The organism is Paraburkholderia sp. WS6 (genome assembly GCF_030464835.1).
Lineage (GTDB): Bacteria > Pseudomonadota > Gammaproteobacteria > Burkholderiales > Burkholderiaceae > Paraburkholderia > Paraburkholderia madseniana.
Window position 1 is genome coordinate 75,631 of sequence record NZ_JALQCK010000024.1, and the last position, 18,672, is coordinate 94,302.

Sequence of the window (18,672 nt, forward strand, 5' to 3'; positions counted from 1 at the left end):
CGCGGGTCGCCAGCCTATGATCGTGGGCCAGCTTAAGGACATTGTCAAAGCAGTTGCCGCCCCCCATCGATGTCTGCACGCCTAACTGGCGGACAAGGTTTTGGCAGGCGGAGCGCAGTGCTGACTACGTCGGCCCGTGCGATAAACATGAGGAACGGCTCAGCTACGGGCCAGGCGATCCGAGCAGATCGGCCACCGCGCGGAGCAGATCGCCGCGCCTGAACGGCTTGGCAAGCGCCCGTGCCGCGCCAAGGGCAATTGCCGAATCCGCGGTGATGCCATGCCCCGTGTTGAAAAGGCCTGATATGGCGATGATCGGAATCCCGGGATACCCCTGCTTCAATTCGGCGATGACCGCGACGCCACTCGTGCCAGGCAGGTAGATGTCAGTCACGACGAGCGCAGGTGCCGCGAGTTTCACTGCCGCAAGTCCGGCATGCCCGTCCGCCGCCGTGCGCACGCCGTAGCCCGCGGCTTGCAGCCATTCCCCTATGGCTTCGCGCATGACCGCGTCGTCTTCTATGACGAGAATGTCCGTCGCTGTGGTGGCGTTCATTTCGGTGGTTGACACTGGCATTGCGGCGCTTCGGGGCACGTGACCGCACAGTTTGTGCGATGGGTCGACGCCTGCATTTCGCTTGGCGCTGATTGCGAATAGTGTACGAGGCGAGCGGTCTGGGAAGTCACATCTGTAACCAACGCGGGCTGTGCTGTCCATGATGAGCACACAAGTATCGTGAATATGCACGTTCGCGCTCAATAGACTGCGTTAGCGCACGTCCTCGCCGCGGACGACGATCCCATCATCCAGCCCTTTCGTTGTCCCGCTGCGAAAGCGCGCGATTCATCGCCCACGCAAGATCGGCTTGCCGAAGCGGTTTGCGCAGCACATCGGCGATGCCGGCCGCTTTCGCGTCGCGTTCCAGGGCGGCATTGCTATACCCGCTGGCAAGAATTACCGGAACATCAGGGCGAGCCGCGCGAATGCGTGTGGCCAGTTCGAGACCCGTGATACCCGGCATGGTCTGATCGGTGATCACCGCATCGAAGCGCTGAGGACTCGCGTTGAACGCCTGCCACGCCGCTTCGCTCGAAACGAAACCTATCGGTTCATAGCCCAGTTCCGCGAGGACTTCTTCGCCGAGAGCGACGAGCGCCTCTTCGTCATCGACGAGCAGCACCGTCTGTCCGCCACCATGCGGCAAAGCCGCTTCGTGCCGACTAACCGATACGGCCACCGCGTCGATCACCGGCAGATAGACGTCGAAGTGCGTGCCCGCTCCGACGACACTTCGCACGTCCACCGCGCCGCTGTATTCCCGAACGATGCCCTCGACAAGTGAAAGACCCAGCCCCGTGCCTTCGCCGGCTTTGCGCGTGGTAAAGAAAGGATTGAAGATGCGTTCGAGCAGATCGGGGGAAATGCCGACACCAGTGTCGCGCACCGTGAGCCGCACGAACTCGCCCGAACCGACAGCGCCGTGCGATAGCGATCGCGGGGTATCGAGGTGCTGCAGCGCCAGTTCGACGCGGAGTGTGCCGCCGTCCGGCATCGCGTGAATCGCATTGCTGCACAGGTTCATGACGACCTGGTGCATATGCGCAGGATCGCCGGCTACGAACGCATCCCGCGCATCGAGTCGAACCTCGAGTTGAACGGTTTCCGGCAGCCGCACCTTCAGGAGTTCAATGGTCTCCATGACCACCGGCTGGAGATGAACCGGCATCCGGGTGGTGATTCCGCTGCGGCTGAAAGTCAGAATTCGCTCGACGAGCGATCGTGCGCGATCGCCGGCATTCAGCACCTGCTCGATATAGCGCCGCTCCGGCGTGCCCTCCTCGATCGCATCCAGGGCGCGCTCGCCATAGCCGAGTATCGCCCCCAGGATGTTGTTGAAGTCGTGAGCGATGCCGCCCGCGAACGTGCCGAGCGCTTCGAGCTTCTGCGACTGCCGGAGCTGACTTTCCAGCTGGCGACGCGCCGCTTCGTCCTCACGGCGTTGCGTCACGTCCTCCACGGTGGCGACGACCACGTCCTCGAGTTGCGGCGATGAACGATCCGGGGACTCCGTCGAGACAGTGAGGCGGGCAACGTTCATATCGGTCCAGACCACATGCCCGTCGCGATGGAGATAGCGTTTCTCGAAACGCAAGCTGTCGTGTTCGCCGCGCATCAACTGGTCGATGAACCGTTGCGTGAGCTCGATGTCGTCGGGATGCGAGATATCCGCAGCCGTCAATTCGGCGAGTTCGGCCGCCGTATACCCGATCATGCGCTGGAATGCGGGATTGGCGCTCAGATAGTAGCCGTGCGGACGCAGCAGCATGATGCCCGCCGGCGCGTTCTCGAACACGACTCGCCAGTGTTGCTGGCTGGACTGCAACTGGCGATTGACCCGGGCGAGGCGCCGAACCTGTCTGACGAGCGCGATGGCGAGCACCGCGACGAACAACGAGAGTGCAGCCGCGCCAATCAGTTCATCGATGGTCGACGTGCGCCACGTTGCAAGTGCCACCGCTTCGTCGCGGGTAACCTCAACCCTCAGTGGAAAACCGACTACCGCTCGCTGCGCTAAACGCACGTGCCGCGACGGGTGGTCCGCCGGTTGTCCTTCGAACACGACAACCGGTGTTCCGTCGATGCGCCGCAGGCGGATCGAGGTGCCGGGACCGAGATTGACCTGTTCATAGAAGTTGCGGAAATACTCGTTTTCGACCAGCGCGACCGCGACGCCTCTGAACTGACCTTGCGCGTCTTCAAGCCGCCGCGCGAGAGCGAAAGTCGGTCTTCCGTCTGCGAGGCTCACAATGGGCTCGCTGATCGCCCGTGCATCTCCGTGCGCGCGCTGTAGTTGCTGGAAGTACGTTCGGCCTGTGACATTGACGGGTTTTGGCGCCGTTAGCGTTGTCGCGACCCGGTTGCCGGCCGCATCGAAAATCTCGAGTTGACGAATCTGCGGTACACCGTCGATTTCCTGACGCAGAAATGCGCGGGACTCATCGGGCGATAATTGCGTGCGCGCCGGATCGAGCGCCCACACGGAAGTACGGCCAAGGATGAATTCGACGCCCTGCAGCGAGCGCGCAGTCTGTTCCGCGAGCGCGCTCACGAGACTCGACAGCTCGTGGTCGTTGTAGGCGAGCGTTAGCCGGCGGGAGCGCATGATGTCGGTCGCCGCGCCGATCCACAGCAAAACGATCAGCAGACCGCCGCCCAATGTGATGAGCCAGTATCTGCCCGGCCACGCGAAACTTTGTCTCGCCCGTTCCGTATCGGTCATGTCAAGCCGCCTCATCGAGGTTCATTCATGGACAACGGCGCGAGCAGCGTCTTGATTGACGCGACGAGCTCGTTGCCTCCGAACGGTTTCGCCAGTGCCTGCTCCACTCCAAGTTGCCGGATGGCCGCGTCGGCCATCGCAGGGCCGCCCCTGAAGTAACCGGAAATCGCCACGATCGATGCCTGCGGAAAACGCGCGCGCAGTGCATTGATGGTCTCCATCGAACCGGATTTCGGCACATTCAGATCGACGACGACGACCTTCGCAGAGACCGTTTCGTCAAGACGTCGCGCGTGCGCCGCATTGCACTCGAGGACGCGATATCCGGCATCCCGCAGCGACAACGCAATCAGATCGCGCATGAACGGATCGTCTTCGATTACGAGAATATCTGTTTTGGTTTCCATCGTCCCAATACCCCTTTTCAAGCGACCGCGAGGTGGCGAGGCAAGCTCGCCGCAGCACTGTATGACGTATTAAAGCGGCTGCCCGTCTCGCCACTGTTTCAGTGCGCTCGCCCAAAGTTACAAATGAAACGGAGTGAAGCGACCGCCTCATTTCAATTGCAACCGAACCGTTCATGACTGAAACCCGCAGGTAACGGCCCGTTGATGAAATGCGGTCATCGGACGTCAACGCAACGACCGAAGCCCAGGCAGGCAATACGTGCAATAGATGATCTTCCTGCAGCGCCGGACAAACCACGTCATCTGATATTTATCACGGCGCGGCCCGCAATGCGGCGACCTTGCCGAGCGGACTGCCCAATCCTGAATGCTCTAAAGGAAAGCAAATGAATCTTCGAGAAATGATGCGCTCGATGGACATGGAAGCGGCAAAGGCGCATTTGAATGTGGCAGTGTTGCTGACGTTGTCGGGCGGTTTTCTCGACGCGTTCACCTACCTGGGACACGGCAAGGTCTTCGCCAACTCGATGACCGGCAATATCGTGCTGATGGCAGTCAATCTGGCCGCCGGTGACTGGCACCAGGCGTCGAGACATGTTTCGCCGCTCGTCGGCTTTGCATGCGGAATTCTGGCAGCGCGTCTGTTGCAATTGATGACGCCACGCTGGGTCCGTCAGCCGGCCATCGCTGCACTCATATTCGAAATCGTGTTTCTAGCGGCAGCGGCGCTGAAAGGGCTGCCCGAATTCTGGTTGATACCCGGCATTTCGTTCGTCGCGACGTTGCAAACGATGTTCTTCATGCAGTCCGGAACGGTGACCTATACGTCGGTCATGACCACCGGCAATTTGCGGCGGAGCATCCAGCTATTTTTCGAATCGACGATACCGAAACGCGACCCCGCCGGCTTACGCGAGGCGGTCGTACTCGGCACGATCAGCCTCAGTTTCGCGCTCGGCGCCGTGGTGGGCGGTTTGACTACACGCCGCCTGCACGATGCGGCGTTAGGCGTGCCGGCCACTTTTCTTTTCATTGCGTTGCTCGACATTTTTCGGCGCGTCTTATCAGGCCGCTTGTCAGGCACCACAGCGGACGAGCGCGGCGCCACATCCGGGCCTCGCGGCCAGGTCTCAAACCGCGATCGAGTGTCCGGCCAAGCGCGATAGTTCATCATTCGCACCGCGCAATGCTGAATGCGCCTGCCTTTTGTCCGATCTTCATCTGGCATCTGCGAATAGCGTGGACTACGCTACTTTTTGCTATGCGACTCTAAAGCATGGCTGACCCTCGACGTCACAATTGCGCGGACTTTCGTGCGCCCTTTCCGCACGTGTCTGCCGACACCGGGCGAAAATTGACTGCCTGGTGAAGAGTTTCGCCATTCATTACATTGGCCCACGCATGGGCTTTCTCGCCTCACGCTCGGGAACAGGCGGTCGCACCGACGGCCTCTCGTTCTCTCATCGCTTGCTCGGCAAACGGCGGCAGCCGGTAACACTGCGACCGCTTTTTATTTCATTTGTTTGAATTGGGCGCCTCATCTCGCCAGGCAATAGCCCGCTGCGCGCTGTGATGTTACGTGCCTGGTTCGGTAACAAGGGGATGACCATGAAGATCAAGCATTTAGGCACTTTGTCAGCACTCGCCGTTGTACTTCTCTCGCTCAGTGGCGCCGCGCAGGCCGGCGGCGCCGGCGAGCGCGGCGACCGCGGCGGCCTTTGCTCGAACGCAACGCTAAGGGGACCGTTTAGTTTTATCGGTCACGGTCAGATACTTGGATTGAAGAAATCTGCCGATGGTACGTTTCATCCGTACGCCGCACCGTCGATCCTTGATGACGTCGCCCTGGTGACGTTCGACGGCGCAGGCGGTTTTACGCGCACCGACTTCGGGGTTATCGGCGGTCTGCCGAAAGGGGGGCAGACTACATTTAATCCGAACCAGAACGGAGCCTACACGGTGAACTCCGATTGCACCGGCACGATGAAAATCGTCTATACCGCAGGCGGAGCCGTGCCGGCCGGCGTCGAGACTGATCTGAACATCGTCGTCGCTGCCGACGGGACGCTCGTCGAATCCGTTGTCTACAGGGCGGTCACTGTGGCAGGCGCTAGCATGGACGGCCAAGCAGTGTGTCCACCGGATTGCGAGCAAGGTGTGCAAGAAAGCTTTGAGGGGAAAAAGGTCCTGGTCTACGGCTTCCGTTAGTCGAGTCCCGGACGGACCACGCTCGCTAAGGCGATGGTGGTGGTGCCGCCGGCACCAGCCCGTACCTTGACATGACATCGATAAGCTTTGAGCGGTCGGGCGGCCCGCCGGCGCTTACGATTGCCCCGACATCACGAAAATACTGAGCGCCTATGTCGGGCGTAAGAACGATCAGCGCGCGGGCCGCGTCATTGTGCGGGTTGCTAAAGTGATGAACCGACCCACGCGGAGTAAACATCCATTCTCCCGGTACCAGGTCTCGGACTACCCCGTCGACCGAGTACCGAAGCATGCCCTCCAGCACGTAGACGCACTCTTCGTTACGCGTGTGGCTATGTGGCGGTGGGACTTGTGAACCAGGCCCCACCGTCAATTCGAAAACACCCATCCCGCCCGTGGCAGTTCCATCGACCAGGTACTGAATGCTCAATTGACCAATGTTGATTGGTTCGATTGGAGCCGCGCCGTTCAGTGTCATTTTCGAACTCCTTTGCATTAAGGATACTCGTCAGTCCACCAGCGTTGCGGGTAAGGGGCGTGCCGCTTGCGGCGCGTCCGCCGACCAAAAGGAACGCGGTTCATCCAGGATTATGCGCCTCTCAACTGTCCGGCAGTCTCAGGGGGACGGTTCCACGCCAATTCGGCGCAGGCAGGGTGGTGGCGCTGGATGCGGGCTTTGCGTTCCTGACCGCACGCGATTCAGGTCAGTTATTTCGCCGCACGATAAAACGGCTCGATCTTACAGCGGAGACCGTGACCGTCGTGTGTGATCCGCTTTCGCGTACGGCATTGTCGAATTTTCTGCGCGAAGCCGGGGTGGAGGCAGCGGCAAGGTGTTAACCGAGGGTTTCACAGGACGAAACTTTCGCTCGCATCCGCCGATAACTCGAACAGGAACCACCTGGATGGCCGCCGCACAGTCCACCGGCGCCACTCGGCGCGTCCATACACATGCCACTTCGCACGGCAGCCCTGCGCGATTTCCATTCGTTTGCACGAGGACTCAGGATGCACAAGCTCAGTTTTACGCAGAAGCTGTGGCTGCCGCTGATCATCAGCCTCATCGCGTTGCTCGCCGTCTCGGTATCGGCGGCGTGGCAGTCGCGCGAGACGCGCATCGAGGAACGTAAGCACGACCTCACGAACATCGCGCACGTCGGGCTCGGCATCGTGACGGAGTATGCGGCGCTGGCGCAAAGCGGCGCGCTGCCGGAGGCGGACGCCCGCAAGCAGGCACTCGAACGCCTGCGCGGCGTCCGCTACGGCGAAGACGGCTACTTCCTCGTGATCAATTCGAAGCCGCAGATGGTGATGCATCCGATCAAGCCGGCACTCGAAGGCAAGGATCTCGCGGGCAGCGCGGATGCCGATGGCCGCCACCATTACGTGACGTTCGCGTCGGCTGCACAGGCGCCGGACGGCGGCTTTGTCGACTACGTGTTCCCGCATCCGGGCGCGGCGTCGGCGCAAGCGGTCGGCAAGATCGGCTACGTGGTGCGCTATGCGCCGTGGGACTGGATCATCGCGACCGGCGCCTATGTCGACGACATCGACGCTGCGTTCATGGCATCGCTGTGGCTGATCGGCGCGATCTTCGTGGCCGTGTCGGCGGTGCTCGTGACGCTCGTCGCGGTGACGAACCGCAGTATCGCGCGCACGGTCGGCGGCGATCCGGCCTACGCGGCGAATGTAGCGGACGCAATCGCTTCGGGCGACCTGACGGTAGCGATTCGCACGCGCGACGGCGACACGTCGAGCCTGCTGCACGTGATGCAGCGGATGCGCGACGCGCTGACGGGCACCATCTGCCAGATCAAGCATGCATCCGACAACGTCGCGTGCGGTGCGAACGAGATCGCGAACGGCAATGCGGACCTGTCGGCGCGCACCGAGAGCCAGGCGGCGTCGTTGCAGGAAACGGCATCGAGCATGGAGCAGATGACGGCGATGGTCCGCCAGACTGCGGACAACGCGCGCACCGCCAGCGAACTTGCGGCCGGCGCCGCGAAAATCGCGAACCGCGGCGGCGACATGATCACGCAGGCCGTCGCGGCGATGAAGGGCATTTCGAGCGAATCGGGCCGCATGGTCGAGATCATCGCAACGATCGAAGGTATCGCGTTCCAGACCAACATCCTCGCGCTGAATGCGGCGGTTGAGGCGGCACGCGCGGGCGAACAGGGCCGCGGCTTCGCAGTCGTCGCGAGCGAGGTGCGCAGCCTCGCGCAGCGTAGCGCGACCGCGGCGAAGGAAATTCGCGAGCTGATCAGTCATGCGGTGGGCAGCGTCGGCAGTGGCGCAACGCTGGTCGAAAACACCGGCTCGACGATCGACGAAGCGCGCGACGCGATCATGCGTGTGACCGGCGTCGTGCAGGAGATCGCGGCGGCCGCGGCGGAACAGAGCGCCGGCATCGACCAGGTGAATCTCGCGGTCACGCAGATGGACAGCATGACGCAGCAGAACGCGGCGCTCGTCGAGCAGGCGGCGGCCGCGGCGCAGTCGCTGAAGGAGCAGGCGATGAGCCTGCAACGCGCGGCCGCGGCCTTCCAGGTGGGCGACGCCGACGCTAGCGGCGGCACATCGTTCGCGCCGGCTTCGACGTCGCGCCGCGTGGCGTTCGCGTAAGGACGGTGGTCGTGAACTCGCGGCGAGCTTCGTGAGGCGGACCACAGCCTACGCGAACGCAGGCATCAAACTACCTCGTCAGTAATGCGAACGTGAGCATCGGTAATGTGGAACCCGTGCTTCTCGATGTCGTCCAGACACTCTCCCGAGTCAACGCCCGGGGTCGGTTTGTCCTGGCTTAGTTCCACTGATTTGGGACGCGCGTGCACGCCGTATTGACGGACCTCTAACAATGCCGGACTCTGTTGAGTTCGCAATACGCTATCACGGTCTGCTCTTCGCAGCCGTGGGATTTTCCGGACACTGCGCCTGGCGACGGTATAGACTCGGACCTATGCAAGTTGGTTGATCTACCGCGTGGCGTTGGACCACCACGTGAGGTGCACATAGCAGGTGACCGGTGTGCCATTTGCGTTGCGACGCAACAAGGCACCTGTTTGCGGCCGGATGCGCCCAGCACTGACGGAGGCATTCAAATGTGTGATGTCTGTGGTGATGCGCAGCACGAGCCCCAAGTATCGCGCCGGGATTTCCTGAAGACTGGCGCACTCGCGGCGCTCCTCCCGTGGAGCGTGGGTGCCGCCATCGCGGCCGAGCCGCCGGCACCCGGCGCATCGCCACCACCCAACTCGATCGCGCCTGCGGACGCGTTGAAGCGAATCATGGATGGCAACGCACGCTACGCCGCCAACACGCCGAACGAGCGCGACTTTTCATCAGGTCGCGCCGCCCGTGTGCAGGTGCAGTATCCGATCGCTACGATCCTGAGCTGCGCCGATTCGCGCGTGGCGCCGGAGTTCGCGTTCGATCAGGGGCCGGGCGATCTCTTCGTTTTACGCGTCGCGGGCAACATCGTAAACCCGGATCTGCTTGCATCGCTCGAATACGGCGCCCAGTTCCTGGGGGTGCCGCTCATCATGGTGCTAGGCCATACCGGATGCGGCGCAGTCGACGCCGCAATCAAAGTGCTGAAGGCCAAGGCGGTCCTTCCGGGTCATTTGCCGGGACTCATCGCCGCAATCAAGCCGGCCGTCATCGCCGCCGAGAAGATGCAGACCGGCAACTTGCTGGACAACGCGGCCGCCGAGAACGTGCGACGGCAAATGGCTCGACTGAAGAGCTCACCGCCGATCGTCCAAAAACTTTACGAGAGCAAGAAGATCGACATTGTTGGCGGCATGTATGACCTCGCCACCGGCAAGATTGCACTCGTCTAAACGAGTGGGTTTGCCCGTGCACGGATGCCAGCAGCCGTACGGCGGTTTTGTTTTGTTTAAGTAAAAATCTGCTTCTGGGCTATGTATACGCTGAAGATAGCCGTCCGCAGTTGGCCGAGGCCGATGCCCCCGTATGAAACGCTCGGAGGAAAAATCCATGACCAACCCGACCTATCACGCGTCCGACTTTCGACGGCAGCGCAGCGTCGGCATTGCCGGCATCGCAGTCGCGTCGCTGTTTGCCTCGGGGCTCTGGCTCGGCATCGATCTTTTGATGTCGCCCCTGCCGGGCATGGACAGCCTCGATGCGCGGATGCTTCTGACGCTCAAATGCTGCTGTGCTGCCGTGCTGTTCTGCCTGGTGACGGGCGTCGAAGCCGTAGCGCACGAACGATTGACCTCGCCCGCATTCGATCCGCTGGCGGGCTTCGAGACACGCAGGTTGCGCATCAATCAACGATACCTGCAGAACACGGTGGAGCAGATCATCGTGTTTGCGGCATCGCTGTTCGGCTTGGCCGCCTACTGTCCCGACGGCTCGTCCATGCGCGCGGTCGTGGCGACGACCGTGGTCTGGATCGTCGCGCGGGCCGCGTTCTGGCTCGGCTACCATCGCAGCGCCGCGATGCGCGGACTCGGGGCGCCGGGCATGGCGATCAGCATGATCGTGCTGCTGTATGTAACGAGCCGGTTTGGGAGCGAGATCGCGGGGACGGTGGGCGCCATTACGCCGCTCGTTGCATTTTTCGCGATTGAGGCGGTCTTGTTTTGGGGGACGCGGCCGGTGAAAGCAGGTTGATTCAATGGAGTCGGTCGAGCCGACCGTTTGATTCGCCGAGCCGATGGCACTCTGTTCCTGTCGCGATGCGATCTACGTAATTTGTTTCGATGCGGACGGTGTAGGTGTTTTGAACGCATCGGGATATTCGTGACGAAACCAATCCTTTACTTGATCGTGATTAAGCGCAAAGAATTCACGCGATCGAGGGATAAGGACAAAGCCGAAAGCCAGCAGACAGGTGGCGAGACCGAAGCATGTATAGACCTTGCTTACCGCCCAATGCGTGAGCGCCGCACCTGCGATCATCGGCCCAAGAATGCCGGCGATCTGTGTGGTCATCATGCTGGCAGCGAGAATGCGCACGCGGAAATTCTGCGGGATAGCCAATGACCGATGAGTCGCGCCAACGAGCCCCATCGATGCGTTGGCGAAACCCACACAGGTAAGCGCAAGTACTAGCAAGACTGATGAATGGGCCCAGCCCGAAACGGCAAGTGCCAGCCCTTCGCACATAGCGGCACCCACGCGGACATTGAATCGGCCGAACCGGCTTACCAGTGCGTCAGAACCACGAAAGCTGCCGAGTAGCAAACCTATGGATAAGGCCGCTTCGCAACCACCCAGCCAGAGACCCGACAGCCCGAGTGATTGGACTTTAAGCGGGATCAGCATGCCGACTGCCGGCCCCTGGAATATCCATACGAGGAAGTTGACAAGTGTCCAGCCGCGCTCCAACGGGACGATCCATTTAGCGTACAGTCCAGCACGCAGGTCTTCCCACCAACGGGCTAAACCGCGATGGTGGTCGCTATGCTCAGACTGGGATGGAAGCTGCGAAGTCACGTAGGCAGCGACGCCAAGCAGAATACCGTTCATCCAGAATGTTGCAGAGATACCGCCCAAGGCGAGTGTTGCTCCAGCCAGTGCCGGTCCCAAGGCACGACCAGCCGCTTGCGTCGACTTACGAAGACGAAGCGCCTCGGCCAAACGATTCGCCGGAACAAGTTCAGCCGAAATGGTGGAGCTGGCCGGATCGATGAAAGCTTTCGCTATTACGGTGGCCACGCCTATGCAGACGATGAGCATAAGTCGGTAGTCGGACTGCGAGGCGAGCGTAGCGAGGGTAAAGGCAACGACCATCAAAGCGCAGACACCCCATACAATCTGCGGTCTCTTGGCGTATCGGTCCCCAAGCGGCGAAAGCAGCGGCATTGCAAAAATCGTGGTGATGGCAATGCTTACGCTGTAGATCGCAAGGTCATGTGCACCGCCCCGATGAACGATCCACCAAGGGAGCGTGATATAGCCAACCATGTCTGCCAGGATCGTCAGAAGATCGCTGAGAAGCAGACTGGCAAGAGCGGGGGCGATTGCGTCTATACGAGATTTGATTCGCCGAAACACCGCTTTCTCCCCTGTTGAGTTCGATGATGCTACCTCAACATTTTCCACGTTGTTTAGATCAACGTTTCCAGACGTTGGTGTTTCACTAGTGGGACGATGAATGTTTCCGTTGTGATAGTGAGGGGCGACAGCAAACGACCATGTCCCGGTTGTGGACCGCAGCTTTCCGGGCCAGACGGCGAGGGATCAGGTACGCGACAGCCTCCCTGCTCCAGCGGTCTTTCAGCCGTCGGTCGAGACCGTAACAGACTCCCAGTCACGGATCTCATTTCCCAACGCGGACAACTTGTCCCTCACGAGCCCGAGTGCATCGCTACCGAGCAAAAGATGCGTGGGAGGGCGGTCCGCGGCGATTGCGGCGAGCATCGCGCGTGCCGCTTTTTGGGGATCTCCCAATTGCTTGCCGTTCTTCTCCTCACGCGCTTTGCGGATGGGCTCGAAGATAGCGTCGTAGTCCGCAATCGAACGGGGCGTTCGCGTCATCGAGCGACCCGCCCAGTCGGTGCGGAACGAGCCTGGCGCGACGGCTGTTACAGCGATGCCGAAAGGCTTGACCTCTTTGCCAAGCGCCTCAGAGATACCCTCCAGCGCGAATTTGCTTCCGCAGTAGTAGGTGATTCCGGGCATGGTGATATGGCCGCCCATCGACGTGATATTCAGAATGTGGCCACGTCTGCGCTTACGCATGAAGGGCAGGACGGCTTTCATCATGGCAACAGCGCCAAACACATTTACATCGAACTGTCTGCGCATCTCGGACAAAGGCGATTCTTCCATGATGCCTTCGTGCCCGTAGCCGGCATTGTTGACCAGAACGTCCACGGGTCCGACGCTCGCTTCAATTTCCGCCACGATGCCCTCGATGGCATCGAAGTCAGTCACGTCAAGTACACGTCCAAAAGCAGCGTTCGCGGACAGAGACTCGAAATCACGCTTTGCCTGCGCACTTCTCACAGTACCGACGACTTTATGTCCCGCCGCTAACGCCTCTCCTGCGAGCGCACGGCCGAAGCCGCTGCTGACGCCAGTGATGAGCAGAATTTTGCTGAATGCCACTGAAGCTTCTCCCAAATGGTGTTTGGAGAATGCATACTAGTCTGAACGAATGGGCTAGCTAAGCCATATTCCGCTATTTTTCTTGCCTAAAGCTATGAGTACGAAGCGGGCCTCCACCCACAATCCAGATCTTTCCTCGGGAACCCAGAAACGCGTGATTGCGTTGCTCCGCGCGTTGGCGCCCGAGGAGGGCTACAACCTCACGGCGCTGCCGGGCGTCCGCATCTTGCGTTCAAACCGGCCCCTGTCACGCACGCCGGTTCTTTACGACCCCGGCATCGTGATCGTTTGTCAGGGCCGCAAGCGAGGTTATTTCGGCGACGAGCTCTATCTGTACGACGAGCATCACTACCTGGCCGTGTCCGTGCCTGTTCCGTTCAGCATGGAAACCGAGGCAACCCAGGAGCGCCCGCTGCTCGCGCTGTACCTTCACCTCGATTTCACATTGGCCGCTGAACTGGCCGTACAGATCGATCGTGAAGGCGCCAAGGAACACGTGCAGGCGCCTCAAAGCATGATGTCGACGTCGATGGATGACGCGATGCAAGCGTCCGTGTTGCGCTTCCTTGCGGCGATGCATCGGCCACTCGAAGCCGCTGTATTAGGCCCGGGCCTGCTGCGCGAACTTTATTTCCGTGTGCTCACCGGACAGCAAGGAAGCTCGATGCGTGGGGCTTTAGCGATGAGAGGGCAGTTCGGCCGGATAGGCAGATCGCTACGCCTCATCCATGCCGGCTACGCGCAGCCGCTGGACGTGATGCAGTTGGCAGAGGAAGCGGGAATGAGCGTTCCGAGCTTCCACAGCCACTTCAAGGCAATTACTCACGTTTCGCCGATGCAGTACGTGAAGTCAACGCGTTTGCATCAGGCTCGCCTGTTGATGGTCCGCGAGGATTTGACTGCGGAGGCCGCGAGCCACGCAGTCGGTTACACGAGCGCGTCCCAGTTCAGCAGAGAGTTCAAACGGCTTTTTGGCTTGACGCCAGCGGCGGAGACGAAGCGTATGCGCGAGAGCTTCGCCATTCCGGCAGCGTTCGGCGATGCGACGTACGTTTCGTCACACTGAGTTTGGCACGCTTCGTTTTCATAGTCCGATCGCCGCTGCGGCCTCCACTACCGGTGTTGGCCGCTCTCGGCTCCAGGAACGCTCGATAGAGCTGGGACTTGCGCCGTCTATGCAAGTGACATTTCTCAGGGGATCAGACTCGCAACGTCGTCCCACGCGAAGACGATGTTTTGCGATCGCCAGACCGGCCCCGGATCGATGTACTCGCCTGCTGGCCGGCCATTTAGCGCCTCGTAAAAGGCGATCGCGGGTTCGTTTCCCTTGACGACGCTTAAAGCGGCTCCCCGATAGTGCATTTCTCTCAAATGAATCGCGAGTTGCGCAAGCAACTCGCGGCCGATGCCGCGGCGCTTGAAGTCGGGATCGACATAAAGGAATTTGATCTCGCCGCGGCCGTCAAATATCGATTCTGAAGGCTCCCCAGCGGCTCCGATTCCAACGGTTCTACTGTCAATCTCAGCAACGAGTGCTACCTGGCTGCTGTCATTCGAAGACAGTTTTTCCTTCCACTGTTCGCCACGATATTGCTCGTTGAGGACGGCATATGCTTCCGCTGGCGCAAGATCCTGGTAGGTGTGCCTCCAGACCTTCACGTGAAAATCGGCGATCATTTGAGCATCGTCGATATTTGCGGACCTGATGGATATTCCAGTCATTTAAGGCTCTTTCGGATGCAGAATTGCGCCGGTGGGCGCGGGTGCGAGTAAGAGATTGTCAGCGATCTGAGCGGCGATGTCGAACGACCGGTTGTGGCCGCACCCGGTCCGACGCAAACGTAAGGGGTCGCCGCGCGCAGTATCTATGCGAGTGGCACAAGGCGACCCGATGCAGTCGTTGGCTATTCCGTTGGTTGATGGCTCCTATCTGATCCAAAGCAGCCTTTGATTATCTGGAGAAAATATTGCTGTCGACGAGCCACCACCGTGGACACGTTCGCATGGCACTTACGAAGTCATCACGATGAGACCCTCTTCTCGCAAATCCTTTCCGAGAGACTTGTTGTTCCCCTTATGGATCAAATTCAGCCCTCACGGTGAAGTGAACCCCTGATGCTGGACCGGAAGACGGCAGCAAAGTGATACGCTTGTTGGCCCTTCAAGGGAAAAGATAATAGAAACTTCCAGTTTCCGGTTCCGAACCGCTCGCATTTCGAGGCGACACATACCTACATCGTGCGCCACGGCGACCAACCGAGCTACCGCGAAATCGTCGCCACGGCTTCGACTTCGGCAAGTACTCCGGGAAGGAACAGCGCGCTGACTCCGAGTAGCGTGCTAGCGGGCGGGCGTTCCATATTGACGTAGCGTCCCCGGACTGATCGGATTGTCGGCAGCATCGATTGATCGTAGTCGACCACATAGATGGTTAGACGCACCACATGCTCAAACGTCGCGCCGGCTTCGTGCAAAACGGTCTGTAGATTCTTGAACGCCTCGTTGAGTTGAGTCTCGAGATCACTGCCGATAACCCCTTCAGCTCCGTATGCCACTTGCCCGGAAATGAACAGCAGGTTATCGCCGGAAACAAGCATGGCCTGCGAGGTCTGGGGAATCGATTGTCCAGCCGGGTTAATGGCTCGCATCATGGGCTCGTCTGTATGAGGCTCAAAGGTCGAGCGTTGTTGCATTCATGAGTAATACGTTATAGCCGACTCCATTCGCGGAGCAGGAAGACTTAGCCTCGTTCGTCCTGACCACCCTTCTGCTCCGCTCACTCTCCACGCTACGCTGGATTCTCAATCCCCGGGGAACCAGGAAATGCTTCAACCTGCGTAAAGAACGCGAGCCAATCCTCCAGATGGTACGTGCGCGCAACCCGTCCGTCGCGAAGCTCGTGAAATTCGTGCAACGCAATGTTGAACCTGGCCTGTTTGCCCTCCACACCAAAAAGCGGGCCCACATGGACGCCACTCATTCGCGCGCGCACACCTACGCGATCGCCATCGACCAGCACGTCGTCGACGATGACCTCGAGGGAGTCGAATGCGTTTGACAGCATCGCGAACACCGGACCGACTCCATCGGGTCCAGGGGTCTGCGTCGGCGCGAGTGGAAGATCCTGCCAGTCTTCGGTCACTACTGCCCTGAGCGCGTCGACATCCTGTTTTTCAAAGGCAGCGTAAAACTGCTGCATTAACTGCGAAACGTTACTGGAAGCCATGTTGTTCACCATGCCGCCGGAGCGGATTCACGAAAAAATTGACCGGTAGGACCATCGTCGGGAAGCAGCGCCGCATGTATCACCGCAGTTGCACCCTCCTCGACAGACAACGGTGCATCCGGGCCGCCTTGCGCGGTTCGCACATGACCCGGTGAGGCCGCATTGACCAGAATGCGTTCGCTGTGCAATGCATCCGCGAGTTTCACCGTGAGCATGTTCAGCGCCGCACGAGAGATGCTGTAACCCGGTGCCCCCGGGTAATGCAGGCTCAACGAGCCCATATCGCTGGAGACGTTAACGATACGGCCGCGGCCGTTTCGATCGATCAGCGGCAGCAACGCTGTCGTGATTCGCCACGTACCGATTACGTTGGTCCTGAATGCAATCTCCGCAGCCACCAGGTCCGGCGCAAGCACATCGTTCGCGAAATCGAAGTGCGCTCCGGCGTTATTCACAAGCACATCGATCGTTCCGAAGCTGTCCTTCAGCCAGCGGGCGAACTGGGCAACCGACTCTTCGTCATTAATTTCAACGGGGTATCCAGATACGCTTGCCCCATCTTTCGAAAGAGCTCGCGCAACCTGCTCGGCTTCATCCGCGCGACGCCCGGTAATCACCACGGTAAAACCGCGTGCAACGAATTCACGCGCCAGGGCGTCTCCTATGCCGCGTGTACCGCCCGTGACTACCGCAACCTTTGCCCTTACACCATTGCCTGCTATTTCATTCGACATCTTTAACTTACCCTCATATATGTTTATCGGATGCTCGACGATCCCGCGCCTTCGACTCCCGGCTGCAGCAGATCCTCGACACCTAACCGACGGAAGTAGTCCCGCTGCAGTTCGGCGGTAACGTCATTGATGCGACAGACATTTCGACCTTGCGGGTCGATATCGACTCGCCTCGGGCGCGTACCCGGAGTCATCGCGACAATGTCGCGAACGGCTTCGGCCACCTCCCCGACATCGTGACGCCGGTCCGGCAGATTTGTTCTGTCGAGACGTTCGGCTAGTTCTCCCGCAAGACCAGCAAGACGGTCGTACTGCGACACAACCTCAGCGTCGATCGGGCTCACCGCATTCTTGAAGTGGTTAGTCCCGGAGGTGTAGGCACCGGGCTGGACGATCACGGTCTCGATGCCGTACCGCGCCACCTCCAGCCCCATGACTTCCGCGAGCACATCGCCGGCAGCCTTGGACGCCGCATAAGGGCCAGTGAACGGATCAGGAAGCCGGTTGATGCCGCTGCCGATATAAAGCAGCAGGCCACGACCGGCGCGACGCATCGCGGGCAATGCCGCGCGGTTCACCCGCACCCAGCTGATCGCGTTGAGATCGATAATTTCCGCGATCTGCTCGGGTCGAAATGCTTCCGTCAATCCATGCATCATCATCGCGGCGTTATTCATCACCACGTCGATACGCCCTTCCCGCGAGAGAATCAGATCGACAGCGACGCGTGCGCTCTCCTCGCTTCGAACATCGAGTTCAACCGGCCGCAACGCAATCTTTTCCTCGTCGGCAACGGCACGCAATTCCGTAACCCGTTCTTCTGAATGCCCGCCAAGGTCGCGCATCGACGCGTAGACGATGTGCCCAGCCCGTGCAAGCTCGAGAGCGATGACCTTGCCGAAGCCGGAGCCGGCGCCCGTAATCAGGATGGTCTGTTGACTCATGCGACGATGCCTCCGTTGACACGGATCGTCTGTCCGTTGATCCACGCCGCAGCGGGCGTGCCAAGGAAAGCGATCACATTGGCGATGTCGTCGGGCTCGCCCAATCGACCGAGCGGTGTCATGTCGCGAAAACCCTGCGTCCGTTCCGGCGTGTTCGCTCCGTGGAGCAGTTCGGTATCGGTCGGTCCGGGTGCCACTGCATTGACGCGAATTCCGCGCGCACCCAGTTCCTTCGACAGACTGCGCGTGAGTGCCTCTACCGCAGCCTTGCTCGCGCAATACGGACCGTATCCCGGCGGCGACATGCCGATCACGCTCGTAGAAAGATTGATGATGGCACCACCGTCGACAAGCCGGGTCGCGGCGAGGCGGCAGCCGTTGAGCGTGCCCCGCACGTTGATCGCAAACAACCGGTCGAACCATTCATCGTCGACCTCCGCGATACGCTTTGCAGACATGAGGCCGGCGTTGTTCACGAGCAATGCAACGGGGCCTGCCTTCGCCTCTGCCTCGTCAAACAGCCGGGCAAAGTCATCCGCCTTGCTGATATCGGCCCGGACGGTATGTGCGATGCCGCCGGCCACGGTGATGGAGGCGACAACGTTGTCTGCCTCCTCCTTATTCGAAACATAGTTGACGATCACAGTGAAGCCGCTTTCGGCCAATCGGCGCGCAATCGCTGCACCGATACCACGCGACGCCCCAGTGACGATCGCGACGTTAGATGGAACAGACATCGGCAAACTCTCCTTCGATGCTTTGACTATCCCGCGTGAACCGCAGTGG

The 18,672-nt window shown here is 60.2% G+C and carries 18 protein-coding genes; 6 read left to right on the plus strand and 12 right to left on the minus strand.

Going from position 1 to position 18,672, the window contains the following annotated elements:
- Nucleotides 1-163 precede the first annotated feature (163 nt).
- From M0D64_RS26235 to M0D64_RS26245, 3 genes are all read right to left on the minus strand, one after another.
- On the minus strand, nt 164-577 hold the full coding sequence (locus M0D64_RS26235) for a response regulator (RefSeq protein ID WP_266259826.1): 414 nt from the start codon (nt 575-577) through the stop codon (nt 164-166).
- A gap of 226 nt (nt 578-803) precedes the next feature.
- Nucleotides 804-3,281 (minus strand): ATP-binding protein, encoded by a 2,478-nt coding sequence (locus M0D64_RS26240; RefSeq protein ID WP_266259828.1) that lies wholly within the window; start codon nt 3,279-3,281, stop codon nt 804-806.
- 11 nt (nt 3,282-3,292) lie between these two features.
- Nucleotides 3,293-3,688 (minus strand): response regulator, encoded by a 396-nt coding sequence (locus M0D64_RS26245; protein WP_171929396.1) that lies wholly within the window; start codon nt 3,686-3,688, stop codon nt 3,293-3,295.
- Between the two features lie 386 nt (nt 3,689-4,074).
- Here M0D64_RS26245 and M0D64_RS26250 point away from each other — a divergent pair, with 386 nt between their 5' ends.
- On the plus strand, nt 4,075-4,854 hold the full coding sequence (locus M0D64_RS26250) for a YoaK family protein (protein WP_233469127.1): 780 nt from the start codon (nt 4,075-4,077) through the stop codon (nt 4,852-4,854).
- Between the two features lie 442 nt (nt 4,855-5,296).
- A complete protein-coding gene (locus M0D64_RS26255) occupies nt 5,297-5,896 on the plus strand; it encodes a hypothetical protein (RefSeq protein ID WP_266259829.1) in 600 nt (199 codons plus the stop codon).
- 25 nt (nt 5,897-5,921) lie between these two features.
- Here the strand turns inward: M0D64_RS26255 and M0D64_RS26260 are convergent, their stop codons facing one another.
- Nucleotides 5,922-6,374: a cupin domain-containing protein gene (locus tag M0D64_RS26260; protein WP_266259831.1), complete on the minus strand. Its 453-nt coding sequence runs from the start codon at nt 6,372-6,374 to the stop codon at nt 5,922-5,924.
- A 530-nt stretch (nt 6,375-6,904) separates the two neighbouring features.
- Between M0D64_RS26260 and M0D64_RS26265 the strand changes: the two genes are divergently transcribed.
- From M0D64_RS26265 to M0D64_RS26275, 3 genes are all read left to right on the plus strand, one after another.
- Nucleotides 6,905-8,524: a methyl-accepting chemotaxis protein gene (locus M0D64_RS26265; protein ID WP_266259833.1), complete on the plus strand. Its 1,620-nt coding sequence runs from the start codon at nt 6,905-6,907 to the stop codon at nt 8,522-8,524.
- A 437-nt stretch (nt 8,525-8,961) separates the two neighbouring features.
- On the plus strand, nt 8,962-9,741 hold the full coding sequence (locus tag M0D64_RS26270; protein WP_266259834.1) for a carbonic anhydrase: 780 nt from the start codon (nt 8,962-8,964) through the stop codon (nt 9,739-9,741).
- A 157-nt stretch (nt 9,742-9,898) separates the two neighbouring features.
- Nucleotides 9,899-10,540 (plus strand): MAPEG family protein, encoded by a 642-nt coding sequence (locus M0D64_RS26275; RefSeq protein WP_266259835.1) that lies wholly within the window; start codon nt 9,899-9,901, stop codon nt 10,538-10,540.
- Nucleotides 10,541-10,612: 72 nt separating this feature from the next.
- Here the strand turns inward: M0D64_RS26275 and M0D64_RS26280 are convergent, their stop codons facing one another.
- Nucleotides 10,613-11,974 carry an MFS transporter gene (locus tag M0D64_RS26280; protein WP_266259837.1) on the minus strand — a complete coding sequence of 454 codons (1,362 nt, stop codon included), beginning with the start codon at nt 11,972-11,974 and terminating at the stop codon, nt 10,613-10,615.
- A gap of 174 nt (nt 11,975-12,148) precedes the next feature.
- On the minus strand, nt 12,149-12,982 hold the full coding sequence (locus M0D64_RS26285) for an oxidoreductase (RefSeq protein ID WP_266259838.1): 834 nt from the start codon (nt 12,980-12,982) through the stop codon (nt 12,149-12,151).
- A 94-nt stretch (nt 12,983-13,076) separates the two neighbouring features.
- Between M0D64_RS26285 and M0D64_RS26290 the strand changes: the two genes are divergently transcribed.
- Complete coding sequence (locus tag M0D64_RS26290; protein ID WP_266259840.1) at nt 13,077-14,048, plus strand: AraC family transcriptional regulator; 972 nt, start codon at nt 13,077-13,079, stop codon at nt 14,046-14,048.
- A gap of 125 nt (nt 14,049-14,173) precedes the next feature.
- Here the strand turns inward: M0D64_RS26290 and M0D64_RS26295 are convergent, their stop codons facing one another.
- The 6 genes from M0D64_RS26295 to M0D64_RS26320 form a co-directional block, all read right to left on the minus strand.
- Nucleotides 14,174-14,704, minus strand: a complete 531-nt coding sequence (locus M0D64_RS26295; RefSeq protein WP_266259841.1) for a GNAT family N-acetyltransferase — start codon at nt 14,702-14,704, stop codon at nt 14,174-14,176.
- Nucleotides 14,705-15,243: 539 nt separating this feature from the next.
- Nucleotides 15,244-15,633: a Rid family hydrolase gene (locus M0D64_RS26300; RefSeq protein WP_266259843.1), complete on the minus strand. Its 390-nt coding sequence runs from the start codon at nt 15,631-15,633 to the stop codon at nt 15,244-15,246.
- Between the two features lie 137 nt (nt 15,634-15,770).
- Complete coding sequence (locus M0D64_RS26305) at nt 15,771-16,220, minus strand: ester cyclase (RefSeq protein ID WP_266259844.1); 450 nt, start codon at nt 16,218-16,220, stop codon at nt 15,771-15,773.
- On the minus strand, nt 16,214-16,942 hold the full coding sequence (locus tag M0D64_RS26310) for an SDR family NAD(P)-dependent oxidoreductase (RefSeq protein ID WP_266259845.1): 729 nt from the start codon (nt 16,940-16,942) through the stop codon (nt 16,214-16,216). The genes M0D64_RS26305 and M0D64_RS26310 overlap by 7 nt, the downstream gene beginning before the upstream one ends.
- 23 nt (nt 16,943-16,965) lie before the next feature.
- Nucleotides 16,966-17,886, minus strand: coding sequence for an SDR family NAD(P)-dependent oxidoreductase (locus M0D64_RS26315; RefSeq protein ID WP_266259846.1), 921 nt, complete (start codon nt 17,884-17,886; stop codon nt 16,966-16,968).
- Nucleotides 17,883-18,623 (minus strand): glucose 1-dehydrogenase, encoded by a 741-nt coding sequence (locus tag M0D64_RS26320; RefSeq protein WP_266259847.1) that lies wholly within the window; start codon nt 18,621-18,623, stop codon nt 17,883-17,885. The genes M0D64_RS26315 and M0D64_RS26320 overlap by 4 nt, the downstream gene beginning before the upstream one ends.
- Nucleotides 18,624-18,672: the final 49 nt, after the last annotated feature.